At 56.2% G+C, this 24,565-nt stretch carries 24 protein-coding genes; 12 read left to right on the top strand and 12 right to left on the bottom strand.

Features of this window, described 5'->3' with window-relative positions; translation table 11 throughout:
• Positions 1-4: 4 nt before the first annotated feature.
• Both trmD and rplS read left to right on the top strand, forming a co-directional pair.
• Positions 5-679, top strand: coding sequence for a tRNA (guanosine(37)-N1)-methyltransferase TrmD (trmD, locus tag MUN82_RS00615; protein WP_245093931.1), 675 nt, complete (start codon positions 5-7; stop codon positions 677-679).
• 221 nt (positions 680-900) lie between these two features.
• Positions 901-1,260 carry a 50S ribosomal protein L19 gene (gene rplS, locus MUN82_RS00610; RefSeq protein WP_245093930.1) on the top strand — a complete coding sequence of 120 codons (360 nt, stop codon included), beginning with the start codon at positions 901-903 and terminating at the stop codon, positions 1,258-1,260.
• Between the two features lie 74 nt (positions 1,261-1,334).
• On the opposite strand, the gene MUN82_RS00605 is transcribed toward rplS, so the two are convergent.
• Positions 1,335-1,757: a hypothetical protein gene (locus tag MUN82_RS00605; protein ID WP_245093929.1), complete on the bottom strand. Its 423-nt coding sequence runs from the start codon at positions 1,755-1,757 to the stop codon at positions 1,335-1,337.
• Positions 1,758-1,914: 157 nt separating this feature from the next.
• On the opposite strand from MUN82_RS00605, the gene MUN82_RS00600 reads away from it, so the two are divergent.
• On the top strand, positions 1,915-2,520 hold the full coding sequence (locus MUN82_RS00600; protein ID WP_245093927.1) for an inorganic diphosphatase: 606 nt from the start codon (positions 1,915-1,917) through the stop codon (positions 2,518-2,520).
• 73 nt (positions 2,521-2,593) lie between these two features.
• On the opposite strand, the gene MUN82_RS00595 is transcribed toward MUN82_RS00600, so the two are convergent.
• A complete protein-coding gene (locus MUN82_RS00595; protein ID WP_245093925.1) occupies positions 2,594-3,301 on the bottom strand; it encodes a hypothetical protein in 708 nt (235 codons plus the stop codon).
• A gap of 283 nt (positions 3,302-3,584) precedes the next feature.
• Between MUN82_RS00595 and MUN82_RS00590 the strand changes: the two genes are divergently transcribed.
• From MUN82_RS00590 to MUN82_RS00580, 3 genes are all read left to right on the top strand, one after another.
• Positions 3,585-3,998, top strand: coding sequence for a 6-pyruvoyl trahydropterin synthase family protein (locus MUN82_RS00590; protein WP_245093923.1), 414 nt, complete (start codon positions 3,585-3,587; stop codon positions 3,996-3,998).
• On the top strand, positions 3,985-4,662 hold the full coding sequence (folE, locus tag MUN82_RS00585) for a GTP cyclohydrolase I FolE (protein ID WP_245093921.1): 678 nt from the start codon (positions 3,985-3,987) through the stop codon (positions 4,660-4,662). Before MUN82_RS00590 ends, folE begins: the two co-directional genes overlap by 14 nt.
• Before the next feature lie 129 nt (positions 4,663-4,791).
• Positions 4,792-5,706 carry a TIGR01777 family oxidoreductase gene (locus tag MUN82_RS00580; RefSeq protein WP_245093919.1) on the top strand — a complete coding sequence of 305 codons (915 nt, stop codon included), beginning with the start codon at positions 4,792-4,794 and terminating at the stop codon, positions 5,704-5,706.
• A 94-nt stretch (positions 5,707-5,800) separates the two neighbouring features.
• Here the strand turns inward: MUN82_RS00580 and MUN82_RS00575 are convergent, their stop codons facing one another.
• The 5 genes from MUN82_RS00575 to MUN82_RS00555 all read right to left on the bottom strand — a co-directional run bounded on the left by MUN82_RS00575 (position 5,801) and on the right by MUN82_RS00555 (position 11,538).
• Complete coding sequence (locus MUN82_RS00575; RefSeq protein ID WP_245093917.1) at positions 5,801-8,182, bottom strand: penicillin-binding protein 1A; 2,382 nt, start codon at positions 8,180-8,182, stop codon at positions 5,801-5,803.
• 517 nt (positions 8,183-8,699) lie between these two features.
• Complete coding sequence (locus MUN82_RS00570; RefSeq protein WP_245093915.1) at positions 8,700-8,924, bottom strand: hypothetical protein; 225 nt, start codon at positions 8,922-8,924, stop codon at positions 8,700-8,702.
• The gene (locus tag MUN82_RS00565) at positions 8,902-10,545 is read right to left on the bottom strand and encodes a DUF4153 domain-containing protein (protein ID WP_245093913.1); all 1,644 of its coding nucleotides are present in this window, start codon (positions 10,543-10,545) and stop codon (positions 8,902-8,904) included. The genes MUN82_RS00570 and MUN82_RS00565 overlap by 23 nt, the downstream gene beginning before the upstream one ends.
• A gap of 52 nt (positions 10,546-10,597) precedes the next feature.
• Positions 10,598-10,894 (bottom strand): winged helix-turn-helix domain-containing protein, encoded by a 297-nt coding sequence (locus tag MUN82_RS00560; RefSeq protein WP_245093911.1) that lies wholly within the window; start codon positions 10,892-10,894, stop codon positions 10,598-10,600.
• On the bottom strand, positions 10,891-11,538 hold the full coding sequence (locus MUN82_RS00555; protein WP_245093909.1) for a hypothetical protein: 648 nt from the start codon (positions 11,536-11,538) through the stop codon (positions 10,891-10,893). The genes MUN82_RS00560 and MUN82_RS00555 overlap by 4 nt, the downstream gene beginning before the upstream one ends.
• 457 nt (positions 11,539-11,995) lie before the next feature.
• Here MUN82_RS00555 and MUN82_RS00550 point away from each other — a divergent pair, with 457 nt between their 5' ends.
• From MUN82_RS00550 to MUN82_RS00535, 4 genes are all read left to right on the top strand, one after another.
• Complete coding sequence (locus MUN82_RS00550) at positions 11,996-12,415, top strand: hypothetical protein (RefSeq protein ID WP_245093907.1); 420 nt, start codon at positions 11,996-11,998, stop codon at positions 12,413-12,415.
• A 538-nt stretch (positions 12,416-12,953) separates the two neighbouring features.
• Positions 12,954-13,742, top strand: coding sequence for a class I SAM-dependent methyltransferase (locus tag MUN82_RS00545; RefSeq protein WP_245093906.1), 789 nt, complete (start codon positions 12,954-12,956; stop codon positions 13,740-13,742).
• Between the two features lie 150 nt (positions 13,743-13,892).
• Positions 13,893-14,774, top strand: coding sequence for a UbiA family prenyltransferase (locus MUN82_RS00540; RefSeq protein ID WP_245093904.1), 882 nt, complete (start codon positions 13,893-13,895; stop codon positions 14,772-14,774).
• A 66-nt stretch (positions 14,775-14,840) separates the two neighbouring features.
• Positions 14,841-15,479 (top strand): hypothetical protein, encoded by a 639-nt coding sequence (locus tag MUN82_RS00535; RefSeq protein WP_245093903.1) that lies wholly within the window; start codon positions 14,841-14,843, stop codon positions 15,477-15,479.
• 12 nt (positions 15,480-15,491) lie between these two features.
• Here the strand turns inward: MUN82_RS00535 and MUN82_RS00530 are convergent, their stop codons facing one another.
• A complete protein-coding gene (locus MUN82_RS00530) occupies positions 15,492-16,154 on the bottom strand; it encodes a DsbA family protein (protein ID WP_245093901.1) in 663 nt (220 codons plus the stop codon).
• A gap of 81 nt (positions 16,155-16,235) precedes the next feature.
• On the opposite strand from MUN82_RS00530, the gene MUN82_RS00525 reads away from it, so the two are divergent.
• Positions 16,236-16,964 (top strand): hypothetical protein, encoded by a 729-nt coding sequence (locus MUN82_RS00525; protein ID WP_245093899.1) that lies wholly within the window; start codon positions 16,236-16,238, stop codon positions 16,962-16,964.
• Between the two features lie 71 nt (positions 16,965-17,035).
• Here MUN82_RS00525 and rho read toward each other — a convergent pair whose 3' ends face one another.
• A complete protein-coding gene (gene rho, locus MUN82_RS00520; protein ID WP_245093898.1) occupies positions 17,036-19,162 on the bottom strand; it encodes a transcription termination factor Rho in 2,127 nt (708 codons plus the stop codon).
• A gap of 374 nt (positions 19,163-19,536) precedes the next feature.
• On the opposite strand from rho, the gene serS reads away from it, so the two are divergent.
• Positions 19,537-20,811 carry a serine--tRNA ligase gene (serS, locus tag MUN82_RS00515; protein ID WP_245093896.1) on the top strand — a complete coding sequence of 425 codons (1,275 nt, stop codon included), beginning with the start codon at positions 19,537-19,539 and terminating at the stop codon, positions 20,809-20,811.
• A gap of 92 nt (positions 20,812-20,903) precedes the next feature.
• Here serS and MUN82_RS00510 read toward each other — a convergent pair whose 3' ends face one another.
• The 3 genes from MUN82_RS00510 to polX form a co-directional block, all read right to left on the bottom strand.
• A complete protein-coding gene (locus MUN82_RS00510; RefSeq protein WP_245093894.1) occupies positions 20,904-21,482 on the bottom strand; it encodes a hypothetical protein in 579 nt (192 codons plus the stop codon).
• Positions 21,483-21,677: 195 nt separating this feature from the next.
• Positions 21,678-22,742 carry a glycosyltransferase family 9 protein gene (locus MUN82_RS00505; protein WP_245093892.1) on the bottom strand — a complete coding sequence of 355 codons (1,065 nt, stop codon included), beginning with the start codon at positions 22,740-22,742 and terminating at the stop codon, positions 21,678-21,680.
• A gap of 9 nt (positions 22,743-22,751) precedes the next feature.
• Positions 22,752-24,503 carry a DNA polymerase/3'-5' exonuclease PolX gene (gene polX / locus MUN82_RS00500; RefSeq protein ID WP_245093890.1) on the bottom strand — a complete coding sequence of 584 codons (1,752 nt, stop codon included), beginning with the start codon at positions 24,501-24,503 and terminating at the stop codon, positions 22,752-22,754.
• Between the last annotated feature and the right edge of the window lie 62 nt (positions 24,504-24,565).

Genomic DNA, 24,565 nt, shown 5'->3' with positions numbered 1-24,565 from the left:
TACCATGCGTATTGATATTGTCACCTGCCAACCTGAGCTACTAGCGAGCCCCTTTGCGTATTCTATCGTGAAACGGGCGCAGGATAAGGGGTTGGCAGAACTGCACGTGCACGATTTACGGCGCTATGCCATCAACAAACACGGTCAAATTGATGACTATGTATTTGGTGGAGGCGCGGGTATGGTACTGCGCGTAGAGCCCATTGCGGCCTGCTTTGATGAGCTAATGGCTCAGCGCTCCTACGATGCTATCGTTTACCTCACGCCCGATGGCGAAACCCTACGCCAGCCGCTGGTCAACCGTTTGTCGCTAGGTGAGAACCTACTGCTACTCTGCGGCCACTACAAAGGCGTCGATGAACGTATTCGGCAGGAATATATCACCCACGAAATCAGTATTGGCGACTACGTGCTAAGTGGCGGAGAACTGGGCGCTGCTGTGCTGGTAGACGCCGTGGTACGCCTGCTGCCAGGCGTGCTTGGCAATGAAGAGTCAGCCCTCAGCGACTCTTTCCAGGACAACTTGCTAGCGCCGCCTGTGTACACCCGACCAGCTGAGTGGCGCGGGCATTCAGTGCCCGATATCTTGCTTTCCGGCAACACCCCACGTGTGGAAGAGTGGCGGCACGAACAGGCACTGGCCCGCACGCAGCAGCGCCGGCCCGATTTGTTGAATTAATAACTGAATTACTAAACGATTGAATAGCTGCGTAGCAGAAAGGATGGTGGTCTGCCTACCCGCTGAACGGCCAACCAGCCAATCGCACAGCATTTCAACCATTTAACAATTCGGCCATTTATCTTCTAGACTTGCAATCTTCAAAACAGAGGGCTATATTTGCGCCTCTTTACCCGAAACCTAGCCGGACGGCGGCGCCGTCCATTTGATTTTTTTCAGTCATGAGCGTACTACTCGATTTTATCCAGCAGGAATCCCAGGAGCGCCGCGCCAGCTTCCCCGATTTCGCCGCCGGCGACACCATTAACGTCCACGTGAAAATCCGTGAGGGCAACAAGGAGCGCGTGCAGCAGTTCCAGGGCGTAGTAATCCAGCGCAAAAACGCCAGCTCGAACGGTGAAACGTTCACCGTGCGTAAAATCTCGAACCAAATTGGTACCGAGCGAATTTTCCCGCTGTTGTCGCCCAACATCGAAAAAATCGAACTGATTCGTCGTGGTAAAGTACGCCGTGCTCGTCTGTTCTACCTGCGTGGCCTGTCGGGCAAAGCTGCTCGTATTAAAGAGCGTCGCATGAAATAAGGCGTGCTACTATAGCATCCATAAAAAAAGCCTACCCTTTACGGGGTAGGCTTTTTTTATGATATATGCCTGCGCTACTTGTTGGCGGCAGAATCTTCTGCTAGATCCTGTGCAGGTGTAGTCTCATTGCTCTGTACTCCTTTGCTGGCAGCCAATAGCGCTTCGCCTAGTTTCGTCACACGCTCGGCGGTGTTGGGATTTTCAGCGAATACAGCCGCCTTCACGGTATTTTCGCCCAAACGATTGAGCAGGCGCTTAATAATGCTTTTGTCGAGCGTACCAGAGCCGAAATGCGCTTTCAAGTCCTGCAAATCCGTTACGATTTGGTGAAACTCGGGATTATTTGCGTCTTTAATATCCTGAATCCAGTTCTGGAGCGTGTTATCCAGGCCGGCGCGGCTGGCTTCTTCCTGCAAATCAGAATTCAAAATCTTGGTAGCTCCGTCCAAGTGGTTTTGGTGCTGGGTATCGTTTTTGGGCTCTTTATGGAAAGACATAGGATGTAAGCGTTGCGCTGCCGGAGCAGCAGGTGGAAAGTGCTTATGCAAACGCGACTGGTTGGGAAAGGTTGGGGAGCAGTAGTTGGGCTGGATTTCGTAAACTTAGCTCTCTTCGGTTGCCGGGTAACTGTGGCCACCTCCTATACTTTTACTTATGCGCTTACCACCACTTTCGCTGATGTTGGGCACCTTGAGCTTGTTGGTTGGCTGCCGCACCGATTATGCCGACTTGCCAACATTTTCGGAGGAACATCACCTGCTACAGGCGGTGGTCGAAATTCCGGCTGGCACCAACCACATACAGCAATACGACCCCACCACGCGCGCTTTCCGCCACGTCCAGCGCGCCGGCACCAACCGCACGATAGAGTTTTTACCCTACCCCGGTAATCTGGCTTTTATACCTGGCACGCACGATGTGCCTACAAAGCGCTACCCCCAGGGCGAGCCCCTCACTGCACTGATTCTAGCCGAGAGTCAACCCACTGGCACCGTGGTGGAAATTGTGCCCGTGGCACTGCTGCGACTCGATGAGGCCGGTACGCCCCGCAAGATTGTCCTGGCGATACCCGCCCGCCCAAGCTTACGCATTCTACCCGGCGCTACCACATGGGAAGCCTTGCAGCGAGACTATCCCAGCGTGCGGCCCATGCTGGAGCAGTGGTTTCGGCAGACGGGCACTACCGCCGGCAGCGTGCGCGTAGCGGGCTGGAAAGACGAGCAAGTTGCGCAGCATCTGGTGCAAGAGACTATGCATTAGCGCCACTCCCGGATAAACAAGAAACCCCGCCGTGTCGGGCGGGGTTTTACTTTGGTGGCACTTTGGAGGAAGCCTATTCCAGCTTGTTCATGCGATCTTTCACGGCTTCGAGGGCCACGCGCATGTTCACAATGTCGGCACGGGCAGCTTCCTGCTCTTTCAGGTTCAGGTCTACCTGGTTGTTGAGATTCAGTAGTTCGGCAGCGTTCTGCGCCAGTTGCTGCTGAATTTCTACTTTCTTAACCTTGTTCTTCTCAATATCTTTTTTGATGTTATCCTGTTTGGAAATTACCGCACTGTGATTGTTTTGCGAAGCTAAAAGCGCTTTTTCAGCTTCCTGCACCTGCACGGCCAAGTCCTGGCGATAAAGCATACGAGCAAACGTCTTTAGGTAATCCTCCGAGGCTTTCCACTGCGCGGGAGTAGACTCTTTGCTTAAGTAGGCATTGCCGAGGTCAACGGACCACCACACGGCAGTACCGGTAGGCGCTGCATCTACCTTGCTGATCACGCGAATAGGAGTTTTGGATATTTCCTCAATCACCACGCCATCAAGCGTATAGATTCCCTTGTCGTTTTTCAGCTTGCTGCCAAATTTTTCACTTAGTTGCTTTGCCCAGGCATCTTCTACCCGCTTGTTGTCCAACTGCACCGTTACGCGCTGCCCTTTGCGGGGAATGCCCTTCACAGCCATTTCGGTTTCATCTACGGGCGAGCGTTGCGCATAACCTGCAACGGTCAGCGCCAATAGTAAAAAAGAGAGGAGTAGGCTTCGTTTCATATGCAGCGAAGTATTTTGAAATGAAGAGGTTGCAAGGTGTAAACGTGACAATTAGCTAAGTAAATTCGTCGAATCTAGCTACCCAGGCTACTACAAATGCTACGCCATAATTGATTTTTTCAGGGATTATCGAATTTTGTTCAATAAATGATATGCCATATTATTTAACTGCCAAAAACCAGAAATACCTGTATGCATTGGCTACTTTAATTTGCTATTTGCTGCTGCTACCGTGCTGCCGTAGCACAAAACTTCTGTTGTTTCTATTGGTTGTACCTATCCTATGCTAGTCACAGTCTGCCGTACGGAGCATTTCAACGCTGCTCACCGCTTATATAACGCTACCTGGAGCGACGAGCACAACCAGCAGGTATTTGGTGCGTGCAGTAACCCTCATTATCATGGGCACAACTACGAGCTGACCGTGCGCCTGCGCGGGGTAGTGGATCCTGAGACGGGGTACGTCTATGATATGAAGGACTTGAGCCAGCTATTGAAACGCGAGATTCTGGGTATCTTTGACCATCGAAACCTTAACCTAGACGTGGCGGAGTTTAGCCACCTCAACCCTACGGCCGAGAACATTGCCGTCGTTATCTGGAATCGGCTGCGCCCACACTTGGCCGCCGACCTGCATTTGTCGGTAACGCTCTACGAAACCGACCGCAACTTTGTAGAATATCATGGACAACTTTGACCCGACGGAACCGGTTTCGTCCCACTCCGCCGGCCCCGATACGCACCTGGCCCCCGAGCTACGCACGCCCCTGCGCGACGATGCCTTTGCCCTGACCGACGACACCAAGATTGATGCTATAGCCGGTCATTTCCGCGAGATTATGCACCTGCTGGGCCTCGACCTGACCGACGACAGCCTGAAAGGCACGCCCCATCGGGTAGCCAAAATGTATGTGCAGGAGTGGTTCCGCGGGCTCAATCCCGAGCACCGGCCGGAGATACGTTTGTTTGAGAACCGCTATAGCTATCAGCAAATTCTGGTAGAGCGCGACATCACCGTTTTCTCGTGCTGCGAGCATCATTTTGTGCCTATCATCGGCAAAGCCCATGTCGCCTACCTGCCCGGCGAGCATGTGGTAGGACTTTCTAAGCTCAACCGGGTTGTGCAATATTATGCCCGCCGCCCGCAGGTACAGGAGCGTCTTACACGCCAGATTGCCGAGGAATTGAAAAACGCGCTGCACACCGAAAACGTGGCAGTGCTTATTGAAGCCGACCACCTATGCGTGATGAGCCGGGGCGTGAACGATACCAGCAGTGGCACGCTTACGGCCGAGTACGGCGGTGCGTTCGACCAGGATGCTCAGTTGCGGCAGGAGTTCCTGCGCCTGATTGGCAAGTAAACCGGCATCCTTGTTGCCAATTACAGCCTATGAGCTAGCTTGCGGCTGCCGGGCAGGTATAACTCTGCTGCCCGGTAGCCGTTTGTTCTTACATACGCGCTTCCTTTACACTCTGCAATTCCCTTCTGCATGTCGCGAAAAGTACTCATCTCGGGCGGCACTGGCCTGATTGGCACCCGACTGGCCGAAATGCTGATTGATGCCGGCTATGAAGTGGCCCTGCTCAGCCGCGAGGCGCATGTCGAGCGATTCCGCCGCTTCCATTGGGACCCACGCCACGACGATATTGACGAGCACGCTATTCCCTACGCCGACTACGTAATTAATCTGGCCGGCGCCAGCGTGTCGGATGGCAAGTGGACGGAGGAGCGCAAGAAAGAGATTATTGATAGCCGTACGCAGGGCACTAACCTGCTGGCCCGTACGTTGGCCCGCGGCAACCACCACGTGCAAACGTTTCTCTCGGCTTCGGCTATTGGTCTCTACGGCGACCAGGGTAGCGACGTGGTAGACGAAAACACCCTCCCCGACCCTGACGACTTTCTGGCTGATGTGGCCCGGCAGTGGGAGTTAGCTGCCCAGCGCGTACAGGCATTAGGAATCCGTACGGTTATTGTTCGCATTGGCATCGTGCTGAGTGCCGATGGGGGCGCCCTACCCGTCATTGCCAAGCCCACCAAGTTGGGCGCGGGCGCGCCGCTGGGCTCAGGCAAGCAGTACATGTCTTGGATTCACATCGACGATTTGTGCCGATTGTTCATTCAGGCGATGGAAGAAAAGGAGTGGCGCGGCGTGTACAATGGCGTAGCTCCCCACCCAGTCACCAACCGCGAGTTTACAGAAACGCTGGCGGAGGTGCTGCATCGGCCCTTAGTACTCCCCAAAGTACCTGCTTTCGGCTTGAAGCTGCTGATGGGCGAGATGAGCGAGATTGTACTAGCCTCCCAGCGCGTGAGTGCCGATAAGGTGCTACAACACGGCTACCGGTTTGAGTACCCGCACTTGCAGGAGGCCCTGGAGGAGATTTACGAGCCGGAAGAGTAGGTGTCATTGCGAGCAGCACGAAGAATCTGAGTGAGCCGAAAGGGCTGCTTAGATTCTTCGTGCTGCTCGCAATGACAGATGTAACTGCCCTACCCTACAAGCTATCCGGTACGCTGCTACGGCCGGAGTTAATCTGATCCAACAGATTGTCAATCTGCAGTGAGTCGACGGCTTCGCGGCGGCGGCGGGGCGCTTCGGTCACGCACTGGTACTTCTTGTTGATCTTAACTGTGGGCTTCGGAAACGGCCCCATTTTATAGTCCAGTTCCTTGTCCTGGTAGATCTTCTCCATGTAGAGGCCGAAGATGGGTAGGGCCATGCGGCCGCCTTCTCCCTGCTCGGAGTGCAGGAAGTGGATGCTACGGTCCTCACCGCCTACCCACACGCCGGTTACCAGGTCGCGGGTGACGCCCATATACCAGCCATCGGAGTAGTTGGAGGTGGTGCCGGTTTTGCCGCCAATCTGGTTGTTGTTTTTCCAGAGTTCATAATCCCAGAGAGCTTGCGAGGTACCACCAGGCTCCTCCATGCCGCCGCGCAGCATGTAGGTCATCAGCCAAGCCGTTTCGGCCGAGATAACCCGTTTCTGGCGTGGGTCAAACTGCGCAATGACGTTGCCGTTGCGGTCTTCGATGCGCGTAATCAGGCGCGGCTCGGAGCGGAAGCCCTGGTTGACGAACGTGCTGTAGGCATTCACCATCTCGTACACGCTCACGTCGCCGCCCGAACCCAGGCCGATGCTGGGCACCCCTAGCAGCTTGCTGCGGATACCTACCTTGTGGGCGTACTCAGCCACTTTGTCCCAGCCTACCAGCTCCGTAAGCTGAGCCGTCACAGAATTTACGGAGCGCGCCATGGCGTGGCGCAGCGTCATATTGGTACCGGTGTAAGACCGCGTTACGTTGTCGGGCTGCCACTCCATGGGCTTGCCGTCTTCCACGTATTTAATCGTGATGCGCTCATCCCGGATTCGGTCGCAGGGGGTGTAGCCGTTGTCAATAGCCGTGAGGTAGACAAAGGGCTTAAACGTGGAGCCCGCCTGGCGCTTGCCCTGTTTCACGTGGTCGTACTGAAAGAAGCGGTAATCGAGGCCGCCTACCCAGGCTTTGATCTGGCCCGTGAAAGGGTCCATCGTCATCATGCCCGCCTGCAAGAAATGCTTGTAGTAAGCCAACGAGTCTAGCGGGGAAAGCAGCAGCGTAGTATCCTTGTCGCCCTTCCAAGTAAACACCTTCATGGGACGCTTGGCGCGTAGGGCCGAGTCTAGGCGGGCGGGCTGCCCCTTGAACTGCGCCGCCAGCATCTTGTACTGCTGGGTACGCTTCATCTGGGTTTCAATGAAGTTCGGGATTTCTTTGCCCTTTTCGTTCACCCAGGGGTTCTGGTTGCGGTTGCGCCAGAAGGTATCGAACCGGCGTTGCAGGTTCTTCATGTGCTTTTCCACCGCATACTCGGCGTGCTCCTGCATACGCGAGTCGATAGTGGTATATACGCGCAGACCGTCGCGGTAGAGGTCGTAGCCGTTTTGCTCACACCAGGTAGTTAGCGCCTGACTGATGGCCCCCCGGAAGTAGGTAGGCGGCCCATCAATGTGGCGCTCTACGTGGTATTGTAGCGCAATGGGTAGTTGTTGAAGCGAGTCGGCTGCGGTGGGTCTCAGAAAGCCCGCCTGGCCCATACGCATGAGTACTAGGTTGCGTCGCTTCAGAGCTGCTTCGGGGTGAAAGCGTGGGTTGAAGGCAGTAGGGTTATTGAGCAACCCTACCAACATGGCCGCTTCCTGAGGAGAAAGGCTATCGGGCGAAGTACTAAAGAAGGTCTTAGCGGCCACCTTAATACCGAACGCATTGGAGCCGTACTCCATGGTATTGAGGTACATGCGCAGAATTTCTTCCTTGGTATAGCGCTTTTCCAGCTCCACGGCCGTCAGCCACTCCTTGGTTTTGCTGATGATGGTGCTCACGCCGGGAATGTGGCCCAGTCCCCCGCGGGTTTCGCCACGGCGGGTTTTGTAAAGGTTTTTGGCTAGCTGCTGGGTGATGGTAGAGCCACCGCCGCTGCGCGTGTCGCCGCTGAGCACGCCTGCCACAGCGCGGGCCAGGGCAGTGGCATCAATGCCGGAGTGGTCGTAAAAACGCACGTCTTCGGTGGCAATCAGCGCCTTGATGAGCAGGGGGGAAATCTTATTGTAGGCTACCGGCGAACGGTTTTCGCGGAAGTACGTGCCCATCAGCACACCATCCGATGAGTACAGTTCCGAGGCCTGCTCCACCTTAGGATCTTCCAGTTCCTCCAGGCTCGGCGACTTCCCGAACAAGAATAGGAAGTTGGTGCTTACCAAAATAGGATAGAGCAGAAACACCCCTACCCCAATGATGAACAGCGCCCACATAAAGCGCGACAAGCGGTTGGGCCAACGACGGCGAGGCGGAACGGGAGTGGAATTCTCTTGATTCGGAAGGTCGGGAGCGGACATGCGGAGCGCGTTGGAACCGGCCCGCGCAACGGGTAGGGGCCTGGCAGGTACAAATATACCAGATTAGGCGCGGGCGGGCGTATGATCAACTGTTAGCCTTACCATAACGACTGTATGAACCACAATTATATTATGAGCCTTTAACCGTCCATTCCGCAAAACTGAGCAGCAATCCAAACCCCAACGCACAGTTTGCTCCTATCACACATACTATACTTCCTACCCAAAGCCACCAACATAACGTACGCCACACAATATGAGTGGCTGTGCGATACAATGCGCGTACAGTTGGTGGTATCGACCACACAAGCAGAATACCGCATACACAAGCCGCCATTACAAAAAACATCCCAGCCTTAGGTGTAGTAGGCCATAGCTCTTCAATTAGCAGCTCATTCAGGCCGGCAAACACCAGGCCCGCCATCGCCCACCATAAAAGTGCTGGGGGCAGACATAGTATCCTCCACACAAACTTCCCAAGTTCGCTTACTAGATTTCTCATAACCCTCTACTGTATCTACCCGGCCGCGGCCGGCGTCCAGTATCGAAACACCAGCGTTAATGACCCAAGCATAAGGCCCGCTACCAGCACCGTAACGGGTAGCACCAGGTATACCAGGCGCCGCCAGCGCACGTCGGGGGTAGCGGCATGCTCTTGCCAGGTGAGCACCATGGCTAGGACTACCACCCCACCGCCGCAGCTCAACAGCGCAAGCAGGCTAAGGACGAGATTGAGAAGCATGCGTAAGTGTGGTTGCTTTGATGGTTTGAATGGCTTGCCAGTCAGCCCAGGAGCGGCTGGGCCAGCGGCGTTGCGCCTCCAACGCTTGAAACTCTATAATGCGCTGCTGCAGGCGGGCCTGTGCTTCGGTTTCGGGTAAGGCTACCCACTGGTTGTAGTCGTTTTCCTGTACTAGCTCGCGGCCGGCAAGGGTAGGCGCGGTAGCGGCCAGCTCGGGTAACACGCGGTCGGGCATGTCAAGCAAAAAGCCGTAGTCAACGCGCTGAAAACGGGTTTGCAGGTTGTAGCGCACCATCCAGATTTCCCAGTTGCCGGCGGCTAGCAGCAGCAATACCACGTAGGCGGCCAGCATATTTAGGCGCACCAGAGAGTAGGCCGAACGCCGCTGCCAGATTTTCAGCAACACCGTGAGCAGGCCAAAGAACGTTAACAGCAGGAAGCCATATACCCCGATGCGCTTGTAGGCCAGACCCGTATATATGATATAGTAGTAGTTGCGCAGCCCTACCGACACGGCTAGCACCGCATTCTGCACCACCCACACGGTAGCTAGCCACCGCAGGGTAGCGAGACCCCGGGGGTAGAAGTTAAGGTTGCGCCGGAAAAACCACAGCACAATCCCCATTGCCACCAAAATGCTCAGAATGAGCACATACGTACCCTCGTGCACAAACTGTGTGAGGTCGAAGTTGGCGGTGGGTTGGAAGTCAATCCAGATCCAGCTGATGTCGATGAGATTGACCACAAGTAGCAGCCCATTCACCAGCACCAACAGGCTCACGGCCATTAAGTACTCGCGACGCAGGCCCAGGGGCGGAAAACGGTCAGCGCGAAAATCGGGGTGGCGTACGCCTAGCGAGGCTACTCGGTCGCGTTGCCGCTGCACAAACTCCCCGAAGCGCGACTCGTGGTCGGCGAAATAGTGCAATGGCAAGAGTAGTAATGCGCCGGCCGTGAGCACTAGGCCCAACAGAAAAAACAGCACATGCGGCACCGATAAGCGGCTGAACAGTAGGTCCAGGGCCTCGCCTACCAACTCCCAGAATCGCGCCGTGAGGGCTTCATACTTCGGATTGGCCAGCACAAACAACACGTGGAAGACTGCCAGCGCAGCCAATGGCAGTACCAGCAACCGGCCGTAGAACCAGCCACGCCCTACCCTATTGTTCAGGTTGGCCGGCAACCGTACCAGTTGGAACAGGCGCTGGGTGGCCGGCACCAGATTCAGTAGGCTGGTGAGCACAGCATACAGCACCAGGCGCAGGTGGGGCTGGTTGCGGTAGCCCAGCCACCCTGCCAGCGACACCACCGCCGCCAACTGCGCTGCCCCGGAAGCATACACGGCAACCAACACGGCACTCAGCAATGTTCCCATCAGCAGCAGCCAGCAATAGCCCGAGCGCCACTGCGGAGCAGTACGCGGCAGGCCAGCTACGCTCACGCCCAGCACAAATACCGTATATACCAACATGTTCAGGGCCATGCGCTCGTGCCAGAATAGTACGTCGAACAGAATGGCGCCTACCGGCAATGCCAGCTTTTGCAGCGTAGTGAGCGGAAATGGGGGGACAGTAGGCGCGGCGGCCGTCTGGTAGACCGCACTAGGTGAATAAGTTGCCATATTTTTTATTAAAGTACTTTGTATTTCAAAGTTTATACACAAAAAAAAGAGCCTACCCTCCTTTCAAGAGTTTTTCCAAGGCATTCAGGTGCTCCTGAAACGCTTGCTTGCCTTCGGCTGAAGCAGTGTAGGTGGTATTGGGTTTCTTACCCACAAACTGTTTTGTGACGGTTACGTAGCCCGCTTTTTCCAGGGCCGACACGTGGCTGGCCAGGTTGCCGTCGGTGAGGTCTAAGGCTTCCTTCAAGTCGTTGAAGCTCACGGAATCGGTAGTCATGAGCACGGCCATAACGCCTAGCCGCACGCGGTTGTCGAAAGCTTTGTTGAGCGTATGAATGGCGTACTTCACGCGGGGCGGGAACGTTCGTAACGGTTATACATGAGTAGGCCATAGCCGATGTGGCACAGCCCAAACCCAAAGGCAAAGAACACTAACCCCCAAACCGGAAGCAAGGTTGCGAGCAATCCCAGCCCAATTTGGGTGAGGCCCAGCCACCGGATTTCGTCCAGCGTGTACTTGCTGGCATTCAGCAGGGCCAACCCGTAGAACAGCAGCATACCCGGTATCACCAACCCGGCGGCACCGCGCAGGTAGAGCATCAAACAGAATAGCCCACCTGCTACCAATGGAATAGCCAGGCTGAGCGCCAGTCGCCGTCCTAACGGCCCCCACAGGGCCATGCCGTTTTGCCGGGCACGGCGCTGCGTGAAAAAGAAGGCTACACCCAGTGCCAGGGTAATAATAACAGCCGCTAGGCCTAGCAGAAACGGTAGCGCCTCCTGCCGAGTATCGTAGCTACCGTTCATCAGTCGCATAAAGCCCTGGGGGCCATACTGACTGTTGAGGTACCAGTTGCCCACAGCCACGCCGGCCAGCGCTACCACCCCCGCCCCTACCCCCGACAGGCCACTAAGCGAAATGAACCGCGAGGAGCGCTCCATAATGGCGCGGATTTCCGTGAGTTGGGCGAGCGGATCGGTAACTGGCTTCATAGATCTATACAGAGCACTTTGCATTACAAAGTTTCTAAATACAGTCGAGATTTCCAAACGCTAGAGCTTTTCTCTATTGAGTGGCCCTAGTAAGAATTGGGAATCGCGACTAGCTCTATAGGGTATAGTTGCTGCCAAAATGGGAAGTTTCGTTTGCAATTAGGCTTCCGCTCTTTATTCCTCAGCGCAGATACCGCTAGATGGCTATTAGTGCTAGTCTATGTAACTGCCTCTGTTTATAAAAAAATACAGTAGAAATGTTTCGAATTAGGCACTGTAGGACAGTTTATATAAAAAAGTTCCATTTGATGAAAATCCTGCAAAACCGCCGTTTCGTATATAAAATCAAGATACAGTTTCACTTTTCCCATTTTTGGTTAACATTTCCAGAAAATAGAAATCCAACTTCTTTTTCCTAGTCTCCTTACTTTTCCCAACTTTTTTACCGCTGCGTTATATGTTATCTTTTACTTCACTAACCAATTACTCTCTGCGTAAGGCTCTATCGTTGTGGCTGCTCAGCAACTTAGGAGGCACCATACTACTGACTATTGACTTCGCGCTCGACCGTCCTGCCGATTTTTCCATCGGCCTGTTTAGTGGTTTGCTGGCCGCCTTGGTTTCCTTGTTAGTTCTGCCTTTCTGCGTACCCCTTTTCCGGTTGTTGGGCCAGTTGTCTACCTGCTCGGCGCGCCGTACTATTGGTACTGTAGCCGTACTAGGCTGCTACGCAGTAACTAATTTCTTCGTTCTGCACCATTTGCCGGTGGTTGATCTGCGCAGTCTAGTCACCATGTCGCTGCCGTATCTGGCGGCGGCGTTGGCAGCCGTCTACTTCCTATGCGAGCCGGCACCGCCGCGCTTCCAGAACGCCTAAGCGCAGAGCAGCCAACGTTTCGGGCAATGCTGGCGTAGCAGTAGGGTAATCCGGCGCTGTTGTGCCGCCCGCCCATGGACGATACGTTGGCAATTCATGACGTTCGGAAGAACGACTTAGCCCAAACAAGAGCTTGGTGGCACCTATGGCACACCACATGGGGCGGCACCGCACTAGGCTTTGTACTACTGGTGACATCTGGTGCGCCGATGGGATTTTGGGGTAGCGGTGGATTCTGGGCTTTTCTGGCAGGATGCTTCCGTATTCCGTATATGAAGCGGCTATTTGCACGTTCCGCTTCCCTACCCTGTCCAGAACGGCGAACAGCTTTGCTGTGGGGCACTGCGCTTATTTTTGTAGGTTTCGTTGCGGTGCTCTTCGCTCTGTATGGCTGCTACTGGCTGCTGACACAGCATAGCAAGCTGAGTGGCTTCCGTTTCGATGTGCTGTTTACGGTGTACTGGATAAGTGCGCTTATCAGCCTACCCTGGTTGGCGGCAGCCTTATTAGCCGTCTTATACCAAAGTCCCTCAGCCGAATGAAGCTTCGCTTGCAACTGTTCGAGTTCGAGGACTTGCCGTGGTTTCCGGAGGTAGTGCGGGCGGGCATGATGGATTACCTACGCTTCATGATTTCAGGGCTGAAAATCTATCAGCCCATTGTACCTCTCCTGCGCGAGGCGCTCCAGCACACACGGCAAACGGAGCTACTGGAGCTATGCGCCGGCGCGGGTGGCGGCACCGAGGGTGTGTGGCGGGCGTTACAAGCGCAGGACTTTCCGCAGCTGCGCGTCACTCTCACCGACCTCTACCCTCAGCCTACTGCGTGGCAGCATTTGCACGAGCGCACGGACGGCGGGCTCACGTTTTTGCCTACCTCCGTAGATGCTACCCGCGTGCCGGCTACCTTGCCGGGGTTTCGGGTAGTCTTTTCGGCGTTTCACCACTTCCCGCCTGCGTTGGCCGAGGCTATTCTGGTCGATGCCGTGCGGCAGCGGGCGGGCATTGGCGTATTTGAGGGCGCTGGCAAGCACTGGCACGAAGTAGTGCTGGCAGCCCTGGTAATGCCCATAGCCCTGCTGTGCATTACGCCATTTATCCGCCCGTTTCGTTGGAGCCGGCTGCTGTTCACCTACCTCGTTCCTCTGATTCCGGCGTGCACTATCTGGGACGGCGTAGTATCGATTCTGCGCCTGTACCCACCCAACCAACTCCTAGCCTTAGCCCGTCGCGCTGACCCTACTGGCCAGTTTGAGTGGCGTGTGGGCAAGGCGCGCCACTGGTCGGGTTCGCAGGTACTCTACCTCACGGGCTGGCCGAAGAATTAATTGAAAATTGAGAAGTAAGAATTAAAAAGTGTAGGCGATTCTGTCAATTTTACAACCTGTACGACTTCAGCTGTTGCTAAAATGGCTGAAGGTTTACGTAGAGCTACGCGAACAACCGCCTGCTGATTCTCATTCTACTTCTTCCTTTCCTTGTCACTTACTTCTTACCGTCAGGCGCTGCCGTTGTTGCGGATTCCATTTTCGGTGTACCTGATGCCGGTATTCTGGTTTGGGCTGAGCGCTTTGCGCGAGCCATTCAGCCCGTGGCGAGCGGTGGGCGTGTTTGTGGTGCTGCACCTGCTGGCCTACCCTGCCTCCAACGGCTACAATAGCTACTATGACCGCGACGAAGGCAGCATTGGCGGTCTGCGTCAGCCGCCGCCGGTGTCGCGGGAGCTGCTGCATCTGGTGTGGCTGTTTGATGCACTGGCTGTGCTGGGCGGGGCGCTCCTCTCCCTACCCTTTGCCGGGCTGGTAGCCATGTATCTGCTGGTATCGAAGGCGTACAGCTACGAGGGCATTCGGTTGAAAAAATATCCGCTTGTGAGCACGCTGGTGGTTGTGGTGTTCCAGGGAGCCTTCACGTTTGTGATGACGCAAGTGGGGGTAGGCGCTTCTTCTACGGCTATATCGGCCTCCGATAACCTCCTGCTGGCTTTGGTGAGCACGCTGTTTTTATGCGGTTCCTACCCGCTCACGCAGGTATATCAGCACCAAGAAGACGCCCGACGTGGCGACCGGACTTTGAGCCTTCGCCTGGGCATACGGGGTACGTTTGTGTTTGCAGGCGTGGCGCTGGGGATAGGGGCAGCTTTGCTGGTGGCCGTATACGCACAGCGCAACGAGTGGCCGCACGCCCTGCTATTCTTGACGGCTACCCTACCCGTAGTGGGGTTGTTTGGTCGCTGGGCTTGGTTGGTGTGGTACGATGCCAGCGCCGCCAATTTCGACCACACCATGCGCATGAACCAAGTATCGTCGTTGTGCCTGAGCGCGGCGTTTGTGGTAATGCTACTCTGGCGCTGGTGGTAGCGGGCAGCCGAAAACGACAGTCAAGTCCTTGCCGTATTAGTTAGTAATTTATTTCCCCTCCACGGTATGCGCTATTTCGTTGCTCTTTCCTGCCTGCTTCTTACGAGTGCCTGCTATCAGCAGAGTAGTCAATATGCGGGCACTTCTCCCCTCGCTGCCGACACTACAGCCGTCAACGATATGCCACTGGAAGCACCCGATACTAGCCGCGCCGGCAGCGTCTCGGCCCAGTCGGATACGCTGAAGGTGGTGCAGAAGCGGCACGAGTTTTCTACCCCCGGCATGCCCGATGTATTCAGGTTGGTACTGCGCGGCCAGAATGTATTGGATGGGCAGATCGATTTCACTATCATCGCCCACACCGGGCAGGTTATTTTCCACGAAATGCTGTCGGCCGCTGACCTAGAGGCAGCCATGGTTTACGACATGGCTGGTACCTCGCGCCCTACCCCCACCGCCCGCGAGGCCTACGTACGCCGCCGCATGGACGAGTTCTTTGAAGACAAGAATTTTCATCAACCCGCCCTACCCTCTGCGGCTCCTTTGCCTGCTGGCAGCCCCCTCGACCGCAACACGTGGGCCGATATGCAGCGCCGCGCCGATACCATCGGTTTTCAATATCTGGTGGGCAAAGAAGACCGACGCCGTATTGCCTATTCGCCCCTTACCAAGCAAGTGGTGCAGTTAGGTGGCTTTGGGAGCTAGGGAGTGTTTTTCCTACCCTCCTGCTTTCTCAGCTAATGCCTGCTCCAGCCCGGCCGCAAACACGGTATAAGGCTGGTAGCCCTTGGCCACTATATAGCCGTCGTTGCCTACGCGTAGTACGGTGGTGGGCAGGCCCTCCAGGTTGAGCCGACCAACCGTCGTGAACTCCTGCTGCACGAGCGCAGCAGTTTCCGGAGCGCTCCATAGGCGCTGAAAAGCAGCCGCATCTACGCCGTACGGCTGCAACAAAGGCAGATAAGTAGCCAGCTCGTTCAGGTCCTGTCCGTCGCGAAACAAGGCCGTTTGCACATCGTGGGCAAACTGGATGGTGCGCTGCTGGCCACCATCGAGCTGGCGGAATACGACAATGGCGCGGCTCGGTGGCTCCGAGTCAAGCCGCAGTGCGCCTTCCTCGCCCACCGTATGGTAGGCAGCTCCAAACTCCGCCCCCGTAACTTCGCCCACCTGCGCGGCACCGCCACTCAAAAAGTCCCAGCTCTCGCCGATGGAGGCTGCATCGGCACCCGTCAGCATACCACCGCACAGCACTGATACATCTATGCGGCCCGCAAACGCCTGTTGCGCCTGCCGGATTACGGGGCTCATGCCGTAGCACCAGCCACACAACGGGTCGAAGAGGTAGAGAATTTCGGGGCGGTCGGCAGTCTGTTCCATGAGGCAAAGGTAAGAGCTGAATATTATGCCTACTTTGGTTCGAAGTAGTTTAGCTACTTTTCTCTTATTCAATCTATTCTGATGCTACCGGTTTTCCTTTCACTAGCTAGCTTGCTGCCGGCACGCCAGCCCCTACCCGATAGCCTCGTTATTTTCAATGCCAATCGCACCTATCACTACCACGCCGTTTTCGTCAGCCCCACCGGCGACACGCTGAGCCAGGAACGCATCACATTTCAACCTTTGGGGCAGCCCTGGGTAGGACAACCCAAACGACAAACTGGCTTTCAGGTCCGCTATACCTACACCACGCAAGATTCGTTGACGTTTCTAGCCTACCCAAATCCAAAAACTAAACGATTAGACAAACCAGAAAAATATTGGTGGCACAACCAGGAGACTACCGGCGCTATCGAGAATAGACAGGAAATCTGGATGCATCCTATCCGCGGTAATCAGTATGCCTACACCGAAGTGGCGCCATTCCCACAGGTTAAACCCGCGTCGTTACAGGCAGGAGGCGGCTGGCAAGAAAACCCATTATACATTATGATGGGCTGGGGAGCATTTAAGGGAAAGGTTACGCCCACCTACCAGGTTGATAGGCAAGCAACTCGCCAGTACGGTTCACTAACCCTACCCGATTGCTGGCTAATCCATGCCGTTGGTGAGCACAGCAAACTGGGCAAGAGCTACCTCGATTTCTATTTTCATCCGCAATATGGCTTCACCGAAATGCACTACCGCTTCTACGACGGCACGCGAATTTCCTTTGTATTAGAGCAAGCTCTCGATAAGCGGCAACCGTAGTCGGCTTTATACCAAGCAAAAAGCCCGCTTCGCGCAGTGCGAAGCGGGCTTTTTTACTCTTGAACTTCCGTTTAGCCGTTCATCGAAATCAAGAACTCATCGTTGTCCTTGGTGCCTTTCATGCGGTCCTTCAGGAACTCCATGGCTTCAGAGGCCGTCATGTCGGACATGAACTTGCGCAGCACCCAGATGCGGTTCAACTCTTCCTTGCTCATCAGCAAGTCTTCGCGGCGGGTGCCGGAAGCCGGCACATCAATGGCCGGGAAGATGCGCTTGTTGGCAAGCTTGCGGTCCAGCTGCAATTCCATGTTGCCGGTTCCTTTAAACTCCTCGAAGATTACCTCGTCCATCTTGGAGCCAGTTTCGATCAGAGCCGTAGCGATGATGGTGAGCGAGCCGCCGTTTTCCACGTTGCGGGCCGCACCGAAGAAGCGCTTGGGCTTGTGCAGCGCGTTGGCATCCACACCACCCGACAAGATCTTGCCTGAAGCAGGTTGCACCGTGTTATACGCACGCGCCAGACGCGTAATCGAGTCTAGCAGAATCACCACATCGTGGCCGCACTCTACCAGGCGTTTGGCCTTTTCCAGCGCAATGCTGGCAATCTTCACGTGGCGGTCGGCCGTCTCGTCGAAGGTAGAGCTAAGCACTTCGGCCTTCACCGAGCGGGCCATGTCTGTTACCTCCTCCGGGCGCTCGTCAATCAATAGAATAATAAGGTAGACCTCGGGGTGGTTTTCGGAAATGGAGTTTGCGATTTCCTGCAACAGCACCGTTTTACCGGTTTTAGGTTGGGCCACAATCAACCCACGCTGGCCCTTGCCAATGGGGGCAAACAAATCCAGAATACGCGTGCTGTACTGACCGGGCTTGGTAGTCAGCTTGAGGCGCTCCTCCGCAAACAGGGGCGTGAGGTTGTTGAACGGTATCCGGTCGCGGGCTTCCTCCAGGGAGCGGCCGTTTACGCTCTCTACCCCTACCAGAGCAAAGTATTTCTCGCCTTCGCGGGGTGGCCGGATGCTGCATTTTACTGTGTCGCCGGCCTTCAGAGCAAACTGCTTCACTTGCTGGGGCGCCACGTAGATATCGTCGGGCGAGGCCAGGTAGTTGTAGAACGGCGAGCGGAGGAAACCGTAGCCACCATCGGGCATCATCTCCAGCGTGCCTTCGCTCTGGATAGTAATATCCAAATCGTTGCGAGCAGGGGCGGGTTGCTGCTGACGTGGGTTCTGTTGTTGCTCTTCGCGGCGTTGCTGGCGCTGCTGCTCACGAGCGGCAAACCGCTCCTCGCGGCGCTGGTCGCGCTCGGCGCGGTTTTGGTCGCGGTCAGGGCGCGGCTCGCGGTTGTCGCGGTGTGCGTCGTTGCGTTGACCTTCCCGATTTTCCCTACCCTCCCGGTTCTGGTCACGCTCGGGGCGTAGTTCGCGGCCGTCGGTACGCGGGGCGTCGTTGCGCTGAGGTCGGTCGTTGGAGCGGTAGTCGCGGGGGGCATCGTTGCGCTGGCCTTCCCGGTTTTCCCGATTATCGCGACCGTCGCGGTTCTGGTCGCGCTCAGGGCGTGGCTCTCTACCTTCGCGCACAAAGGCCGTGGGTTGGTCGCGCAGAATAGCAGCAGGAGCAGCGGCTTCTTCTGCCGTCACCGACTCGTCGGCCACTGCCACATCGCTAGCAGCTACAGCCGTTTCCAGAGTATTGTCACGGCTGCTTTGCCCATTGCGGGCGCGGCGCTCAGGTCGCTGGTAAAGCTTAATGGGTCGGTCGTTGCCAGTAGCCACCTCCGCAGGAGCTTCTGCAGCGGGAGTAGGAAGTACTTCCGGTTCTTGCGCAGGGGCAGGTGCTATAGCTTCTGGTGTAGGAGCTGAGGCAACTTCGGCTACAGGAGCGGGAGCTTCAGCTACGGCTACTTCTGAAGCGCTGGCCGCTGGAGCTGCTGCCCTAGTAGCACCACGACGTGGAGCAGCAGTGCGCGTAGCACGGCCATTGGCACGCGGCGCAGCTGGGGCATCTGTCGCCTCTACTGGGGCAGGAGTTGTATTTTTTTGAGGCAATTGATCGGCAGGCAAAATAGCCTGTTGATCAAGAATCTTGTAAATCAGATCCTGTTTGCTGAGTCTGCGGAAGTTACCAACCTTAAGCTCTTCTGCAACTTCCTTTAGCTCGGACAGCAGACGGTTCTTCAACTCGTCAATAGTGTACATAATAAGTAGTAGGGGCGAAAGGGCGGGCCCGGGACCAAACACGCGGCTGCATAAGCTACGCTGGGCAACGAAGGCAACCGCCGGGCGGCGCAAAACGCGAAATCAGACGAAGAAAGAATGGAGTACTGGGGAGGCGCTGGAAAATCGGCGTGGGCCTCACAACAGTACAAACTACCTGTAGGCCCGGCAACAGCGGCCGGCTTGTTAACGCAATGTTAGAGTAATACGCGCACTTTGCCAAATGAGATACATGGATTTTTAGAAATTCCACGCTATCCGGGCTATTAGCGGTAGTGCTTGTCTAACGCCAGGCGCACAGCTTCCGTTCCGGCTGCGTACTTTTGCTTTCTCCCATTTCGCGTTATCTCTGTCTTATGTTGCAAGTTTCCGTCCTGCGCGAGCACACCGCCGAGGCGCTGGCCGCCCTCGCCAAAAAGCATTACAAAACCGCCGAAGCCGATGTGCAAGCCGTGCTCGACCTCGACCAGCGCCGCCGTCAGCTCCAGACTGAGCACGACTCGGCTCAGGCCGAGGCCAATGAATTGGCCCGCCAGATTGGAGGCCTCATGAAGGCCGGCAACAAGGCCGAAGCGGAGGAGCTGAAAGCCCGCACGGCCACGCTTAAGCAGCAAACCAAGCAGCACGCCGACGAGCTGACCCAGGTGGAACAGGCCTTGCAGCAAACACTGTGGAAGTTGCCCAACCTGCCGCACAGCAGCGTGCCCGAAGGCCGCTCGGCCCAAGACAATGAGGTGGTGCGCGAAGTAGGCGACAAGCCCACACTGCCTGCCGACGCCCTACCCCACTGGGAGCTGATCAAGAAATACGACATCATCGATTTTGAGCTCGGGGTGAAAATCACCGGCGCGGGCTTCCCGGTGTATAAAGACAAAGGTGCCCGGTTGCAGCGGGCGCTCATCAATTTCTTCCTCGACGAAGCCCGCGCCGCTGGTTACACCGAGATGCAGCCCCCGATTTTGGTGAACGAGGCCTCGGGCTACGGTACCGGCCAATTGCCCGATAAGGAAGGCCAGATGTACCACGACGCCCAGGATAATCTCTACCTGATTCCTACCTCGGAGGTGCCTATCACCAACCTCTACCGCGACGAGATTATCCCGACGGAAAAGCTGCCCATCCGTAATACCGCCTACACGCCCTGCTTCCGCCGCGAGGCTGGCAGCTGGGGCGCCGATGTGCGCGGCCTCAACCGTCTGCACCAGTTCGATAAGGTAGAGATTGTGCAGATCACGCAGCCCGAGGAAAGCTACGCTACCCTGGATCAGATGGTAGCGCACATCGAAGGCCTGTTGCAAAAGCTGCAACTCCCCTACCGCGTGCTGCGCCTCTGTGGCGGCGACATGGGCTTCACCTCCGCCCTCACTTACGATTTAGAAGTATGGAGCGCTGCCCAGCAGCGGTGGCTGGAGGTGAGTTCGGCTTCCAACTTTGAAACCTACCAGGCCAACCGCCTTAAGCTACGCTACCGTGCCGAGGGTGGCAAAACGCAGCTGTTGCACACGCTCAATGGCTCTGCGCTGGCCCTACCCCGCATTGTGGCGGCCCTGCTAGAGAACAACCAGACGGCAGATGGTATCCAGTTGCCGGAGGTGCTACACTCGTACTGCGGGTTTAGCCAGATTGGGTAATATTTCAGCATAATCAGCATAAATAAAGGGCCGTTACGCTATAGCGTAACGGCCCTTTATTTATGCTTTGCGTCAGGCTACGAAGTAGGTTACTACGATTTTACAGGAGTGTAAGGAAATTTCTTGGAGGCGTTCCGCATCAGCGCATCTACTACGTTTTCGGTGGAGCTGGAAACTGATCCGGAAGCCAGGTAATCATATTTCCACAGCAATTTACCTGCATCGTGCTCGTGAATATTTACAGTGATGTTGGCTTGGTTGGTGGCACCCCAGGCACCTACCAGAAGGCCTACGGCCACGGCGGCGCCGTCGCTCATGGGTTTCGAGGTACGTACGCTGGTGCTCAGTACGGCGTCTACACCCAAAAGCTGCGCAATTTCCTGTGGCGCCCGAGTACGCAGGTCGGCATAGGTTAAGTTGTTTTGACGTAGCAAGGCGTTGGTTTGCGCTACATCCTGGAAAGCCACCGTGTAGCCGCGCTGCTGGCTACGGCGCAGCAGCCACGCATAAATTTTCTCTTGGTAATCTACTCCACTCTGCCGCTCCATATCGTGCAGCTGTTCAGGAGTCATGTTACGGGCTTGGTTAGGACGAAGCTGCATAGAAACAGCTGCTGGTAGAATGGCCACTACTTTGTGCTTGGGAGAATACGCACGAAAATCATTTGCCATATAAATTTGTGGACCGCAAGAAGTTACAGTCAATGCAACAGCACAAAGCACCCACATGCAGAGAGTACAAATTCGCATAAAATAATGTAAATGGAGAAAGGAGGAAATAGAATTTTAACCTGACTAAGGCATTAGAGACCATAGCGAATATTAGGCCGAAATTCTATTCATTTCTTTTCTATAGCAACTCCTCTCTTACCGTCCATCTCGAAGAGGTGGCAAGTTCAAATTGAAGGATATTTCGCGCATGCATTTGAAATGCCCCTGCGGACACTGCGCAAAGCCAATTTTGGAGCACGGTCGGCACGCTAGCCCTTCCACCTCCAGCACCCGAAACTCGGTACGGTAGGGGTACATGCCAAAAGCCGGCACTGTGTTGCCCCACACACTAAAAATTTCCTTTTTGAAAGCCGCCGCAATGTGCATCAGCCCGGTGTCGTGGCTGACCACGAACTGCGCCTGCCGCACCAGCGAGGCCGATTGGTGCAGGTTGAATTTACCACAGGCGTTGTAAATGAGAGCCTTGGGGGCTTGAGGGCTTGGGGGCTTGGGAAAGTAGTAAGGGCTATCGGGAAGCTGCGGGGTAGGCGGTGTGGGGGTAGCTGCTTGCTTTTCGAACGCCAATTCTACCACGTGGCCAGTGCTTTCATCCTCAGGGCCGCCGAGCAGTACTACGGGGCGGCCTAACTTCCCGCACAGCTCAATAATGCGCTCCACGGGTAGGCGCTTAGTGGCGTGCTGTGCCCCAATAGCAAAGGCTACGTAGCCGCGCTGGAAACCCGCGGGCAAAGCTGTAGCCAGGTCTACCTCATCTTTTTCGGGAATGAAATAATCTAGGCCCTGGCCGTCGTTGTGCACACCCAGGGGTGCGGCTGCAGCCAGGTAGCGGTCCACGATGTGCACGTGGGGTAGGCGGTTGAGCTTGAAGCGAACTAGGAGCCACTTCCGTAAGTTTAGCTTGTCGAAGCTGCTGCTGGGCACGCGCAGTTGCACCTTTAGCAGGCTGGTGCGCAGATTATTATGCAAATCAACGATATAGTCGAACTGTTCGGCGCGTAGCTCCGCTGCCAATTCGCGCAGGGAGCCAGTCAGGTAATGCCCTTTCTTGATGTATGGGTTCGACTCGACCAGCCCCCGGTAAGCAGGTTTGGTGCAGAAGTGTACCTCTGCGCCGGGCAGCTGTTGCCGGATGGCGCGCACCACGGGGGTAGTGAGCACAATATCGCCGATGGAGGAAAAGCGCAGAATCAGGATTTTCATGCAGTTTTCTTACTCAAACAACGATTTTTTGTACTCCAGCGGCGGCTTGATGTTGGCCTTCCGCGCCGCAAAATACGCGTCCACTTCCTCCACCGCTAGCGCATTGAAAGTCATTTCGGGCGTCAGCATTCCTTTACGGCCCATCAGCACGCCGTAGCGCATATCGGCGTAGCCATCGGTGTGGTGGGCGTCGGGGTTGATGCTGAGGCGCACGCCCTGGTCGAGGGCGTAGCGCACCCAGCGCCAGTCCAGATCGAGGCGCCAGGGGTTAGCGTTGATTTCAATGATAACCCCATGCTTGGCGCAAGCATCGATAATGGCTTTAAAATCGAGTGGGTAGCCCTCCCGGCGCAACAGTAGGCGGCCGGTGGGGTGGCCCAGCATGGTGCAGTAGGGATTTTCGATGGCGCGCAGCATCCGCTCGGTGGCTTTGCGCTCATCCATGCGCAAGTTGCTGTGCACGGAGGCCACCACAAAATCGAAGGAGTTGAGCACATCAGGTGTGTAGTCCAACGCCCCATCACTCAGAATATCGCACTCAATACCCTTGAAAATGCGAAACGGCGCTAGCTCCTGGTTCAGCTGGTCGATTTCCTGCTGCTGCTGGCGCACACGCTCTGGCGTGAGGCCATTGGCGTAGTGCGCTGCCTGCGAGTGGTCGCAAATGCCGAGGTACTGGTACTGATGGTCGCGCAGCCACTCGGCCATCTGGCGCAGGGTATGGGCACCGTCGGAGTAGGTGCTGTGGTTGTGCAGGGAGCCGCGCAGGTCGGTTTCCTCCAGCAGGCGCGGAATTTTCTGCTCTTTGGCCAAGGTCAGTTCGCCCCTACCCTCGCGCAACTCAGGCACCACGTATTGCAAGCCAGCTTTCTCGTAGATGGCTTCTTCTTGATAAAACTTCTCTTTTTTCACCAATTGCCGCAGGGTGGCCGGCTGGCCGGGCGCGGTGCTAGGTAGGGCTTCGGTGAGGTGTGCTTCGTTGCCGGTCAGCAGAAACAGCTGGTTGGTGAAGTTCTCCTTGGTCACGAAATGCACCTGCACCTTCACGCCCGACTCGGTGGCGGTGCCGCGCCAGCAGTACACCCCGCATTGGGTAGGCTCGGCGGTGAGACCTTCCAGCGCATGTAGAGCCTCGTGGCCGCGGTCGGGGGTAGACGTGGCTGCCACCAACACCACCGTTTCGATGGTTTCGAGGCTACGGCGCAGCTCTCCGGCCACAGCTATCTGCTCGGTGCGCAGGGCTTCGCGCAGGCGGGCTTGCAGGTCGGCGGCCAGGGCCTCGGCCTGCGGGAACAGCAGCTTGCCTTTGCTTTGGCTGGTGAACTCCAGCGCTGCCAAAATAGTATCCTGGGTCTTTTTGCCGAAGCCTTTCAGCTTGCTGATCTGGTCCTGCTCGGCGGCTTCGCGCAGCTGCTCGGGACTCTCGATACCGGCCTCGCGCCACAACTGGCGGATCTTCTTAGGACCGATGCCTTTGATGTTCAGCAGCTCTACTACGCCGGGCGGCGTGAGGGCCAGCAGACGCGTAAGCTCGTCAAACGAGCCCGTATCGAGCAGCTCGGCCACGCGAGCAGCGGCGCTTTTGCTCAGGCCGGTGCGGTCGGGCAGGCCCGTACGCTCCACATCGGCCACCTGAAAGTTGAGCTGATCGAGAGCATTGGCAGTGCCTTCGTAGGCGCGGATTTTAAACGGATTCTCGTCGTGCAGCTCCAGCAGCTGAGCCGCCAGTTTAAAAGCCCGAATCAGGTCACGATTGGTCACGGGGTAGGGAACTTAGGTGGTAGGGCCGCGCGGGGCGCCGAGGCCAGGTAGGGCGCAGCTCG

The organism is Hymenobacter aerilatus (assembly GCF_022921095.1).
Taxonomy (GTDB): Bacteria; Bacteroidota; Bacteroidia; order Cytophagales; family Hymenobacteraceae; genus Hymenobacter; species Hymenobacter aerilatus.
This window is presented reverse-complemented; position numbering and strand designations above follow the sequence as displayed.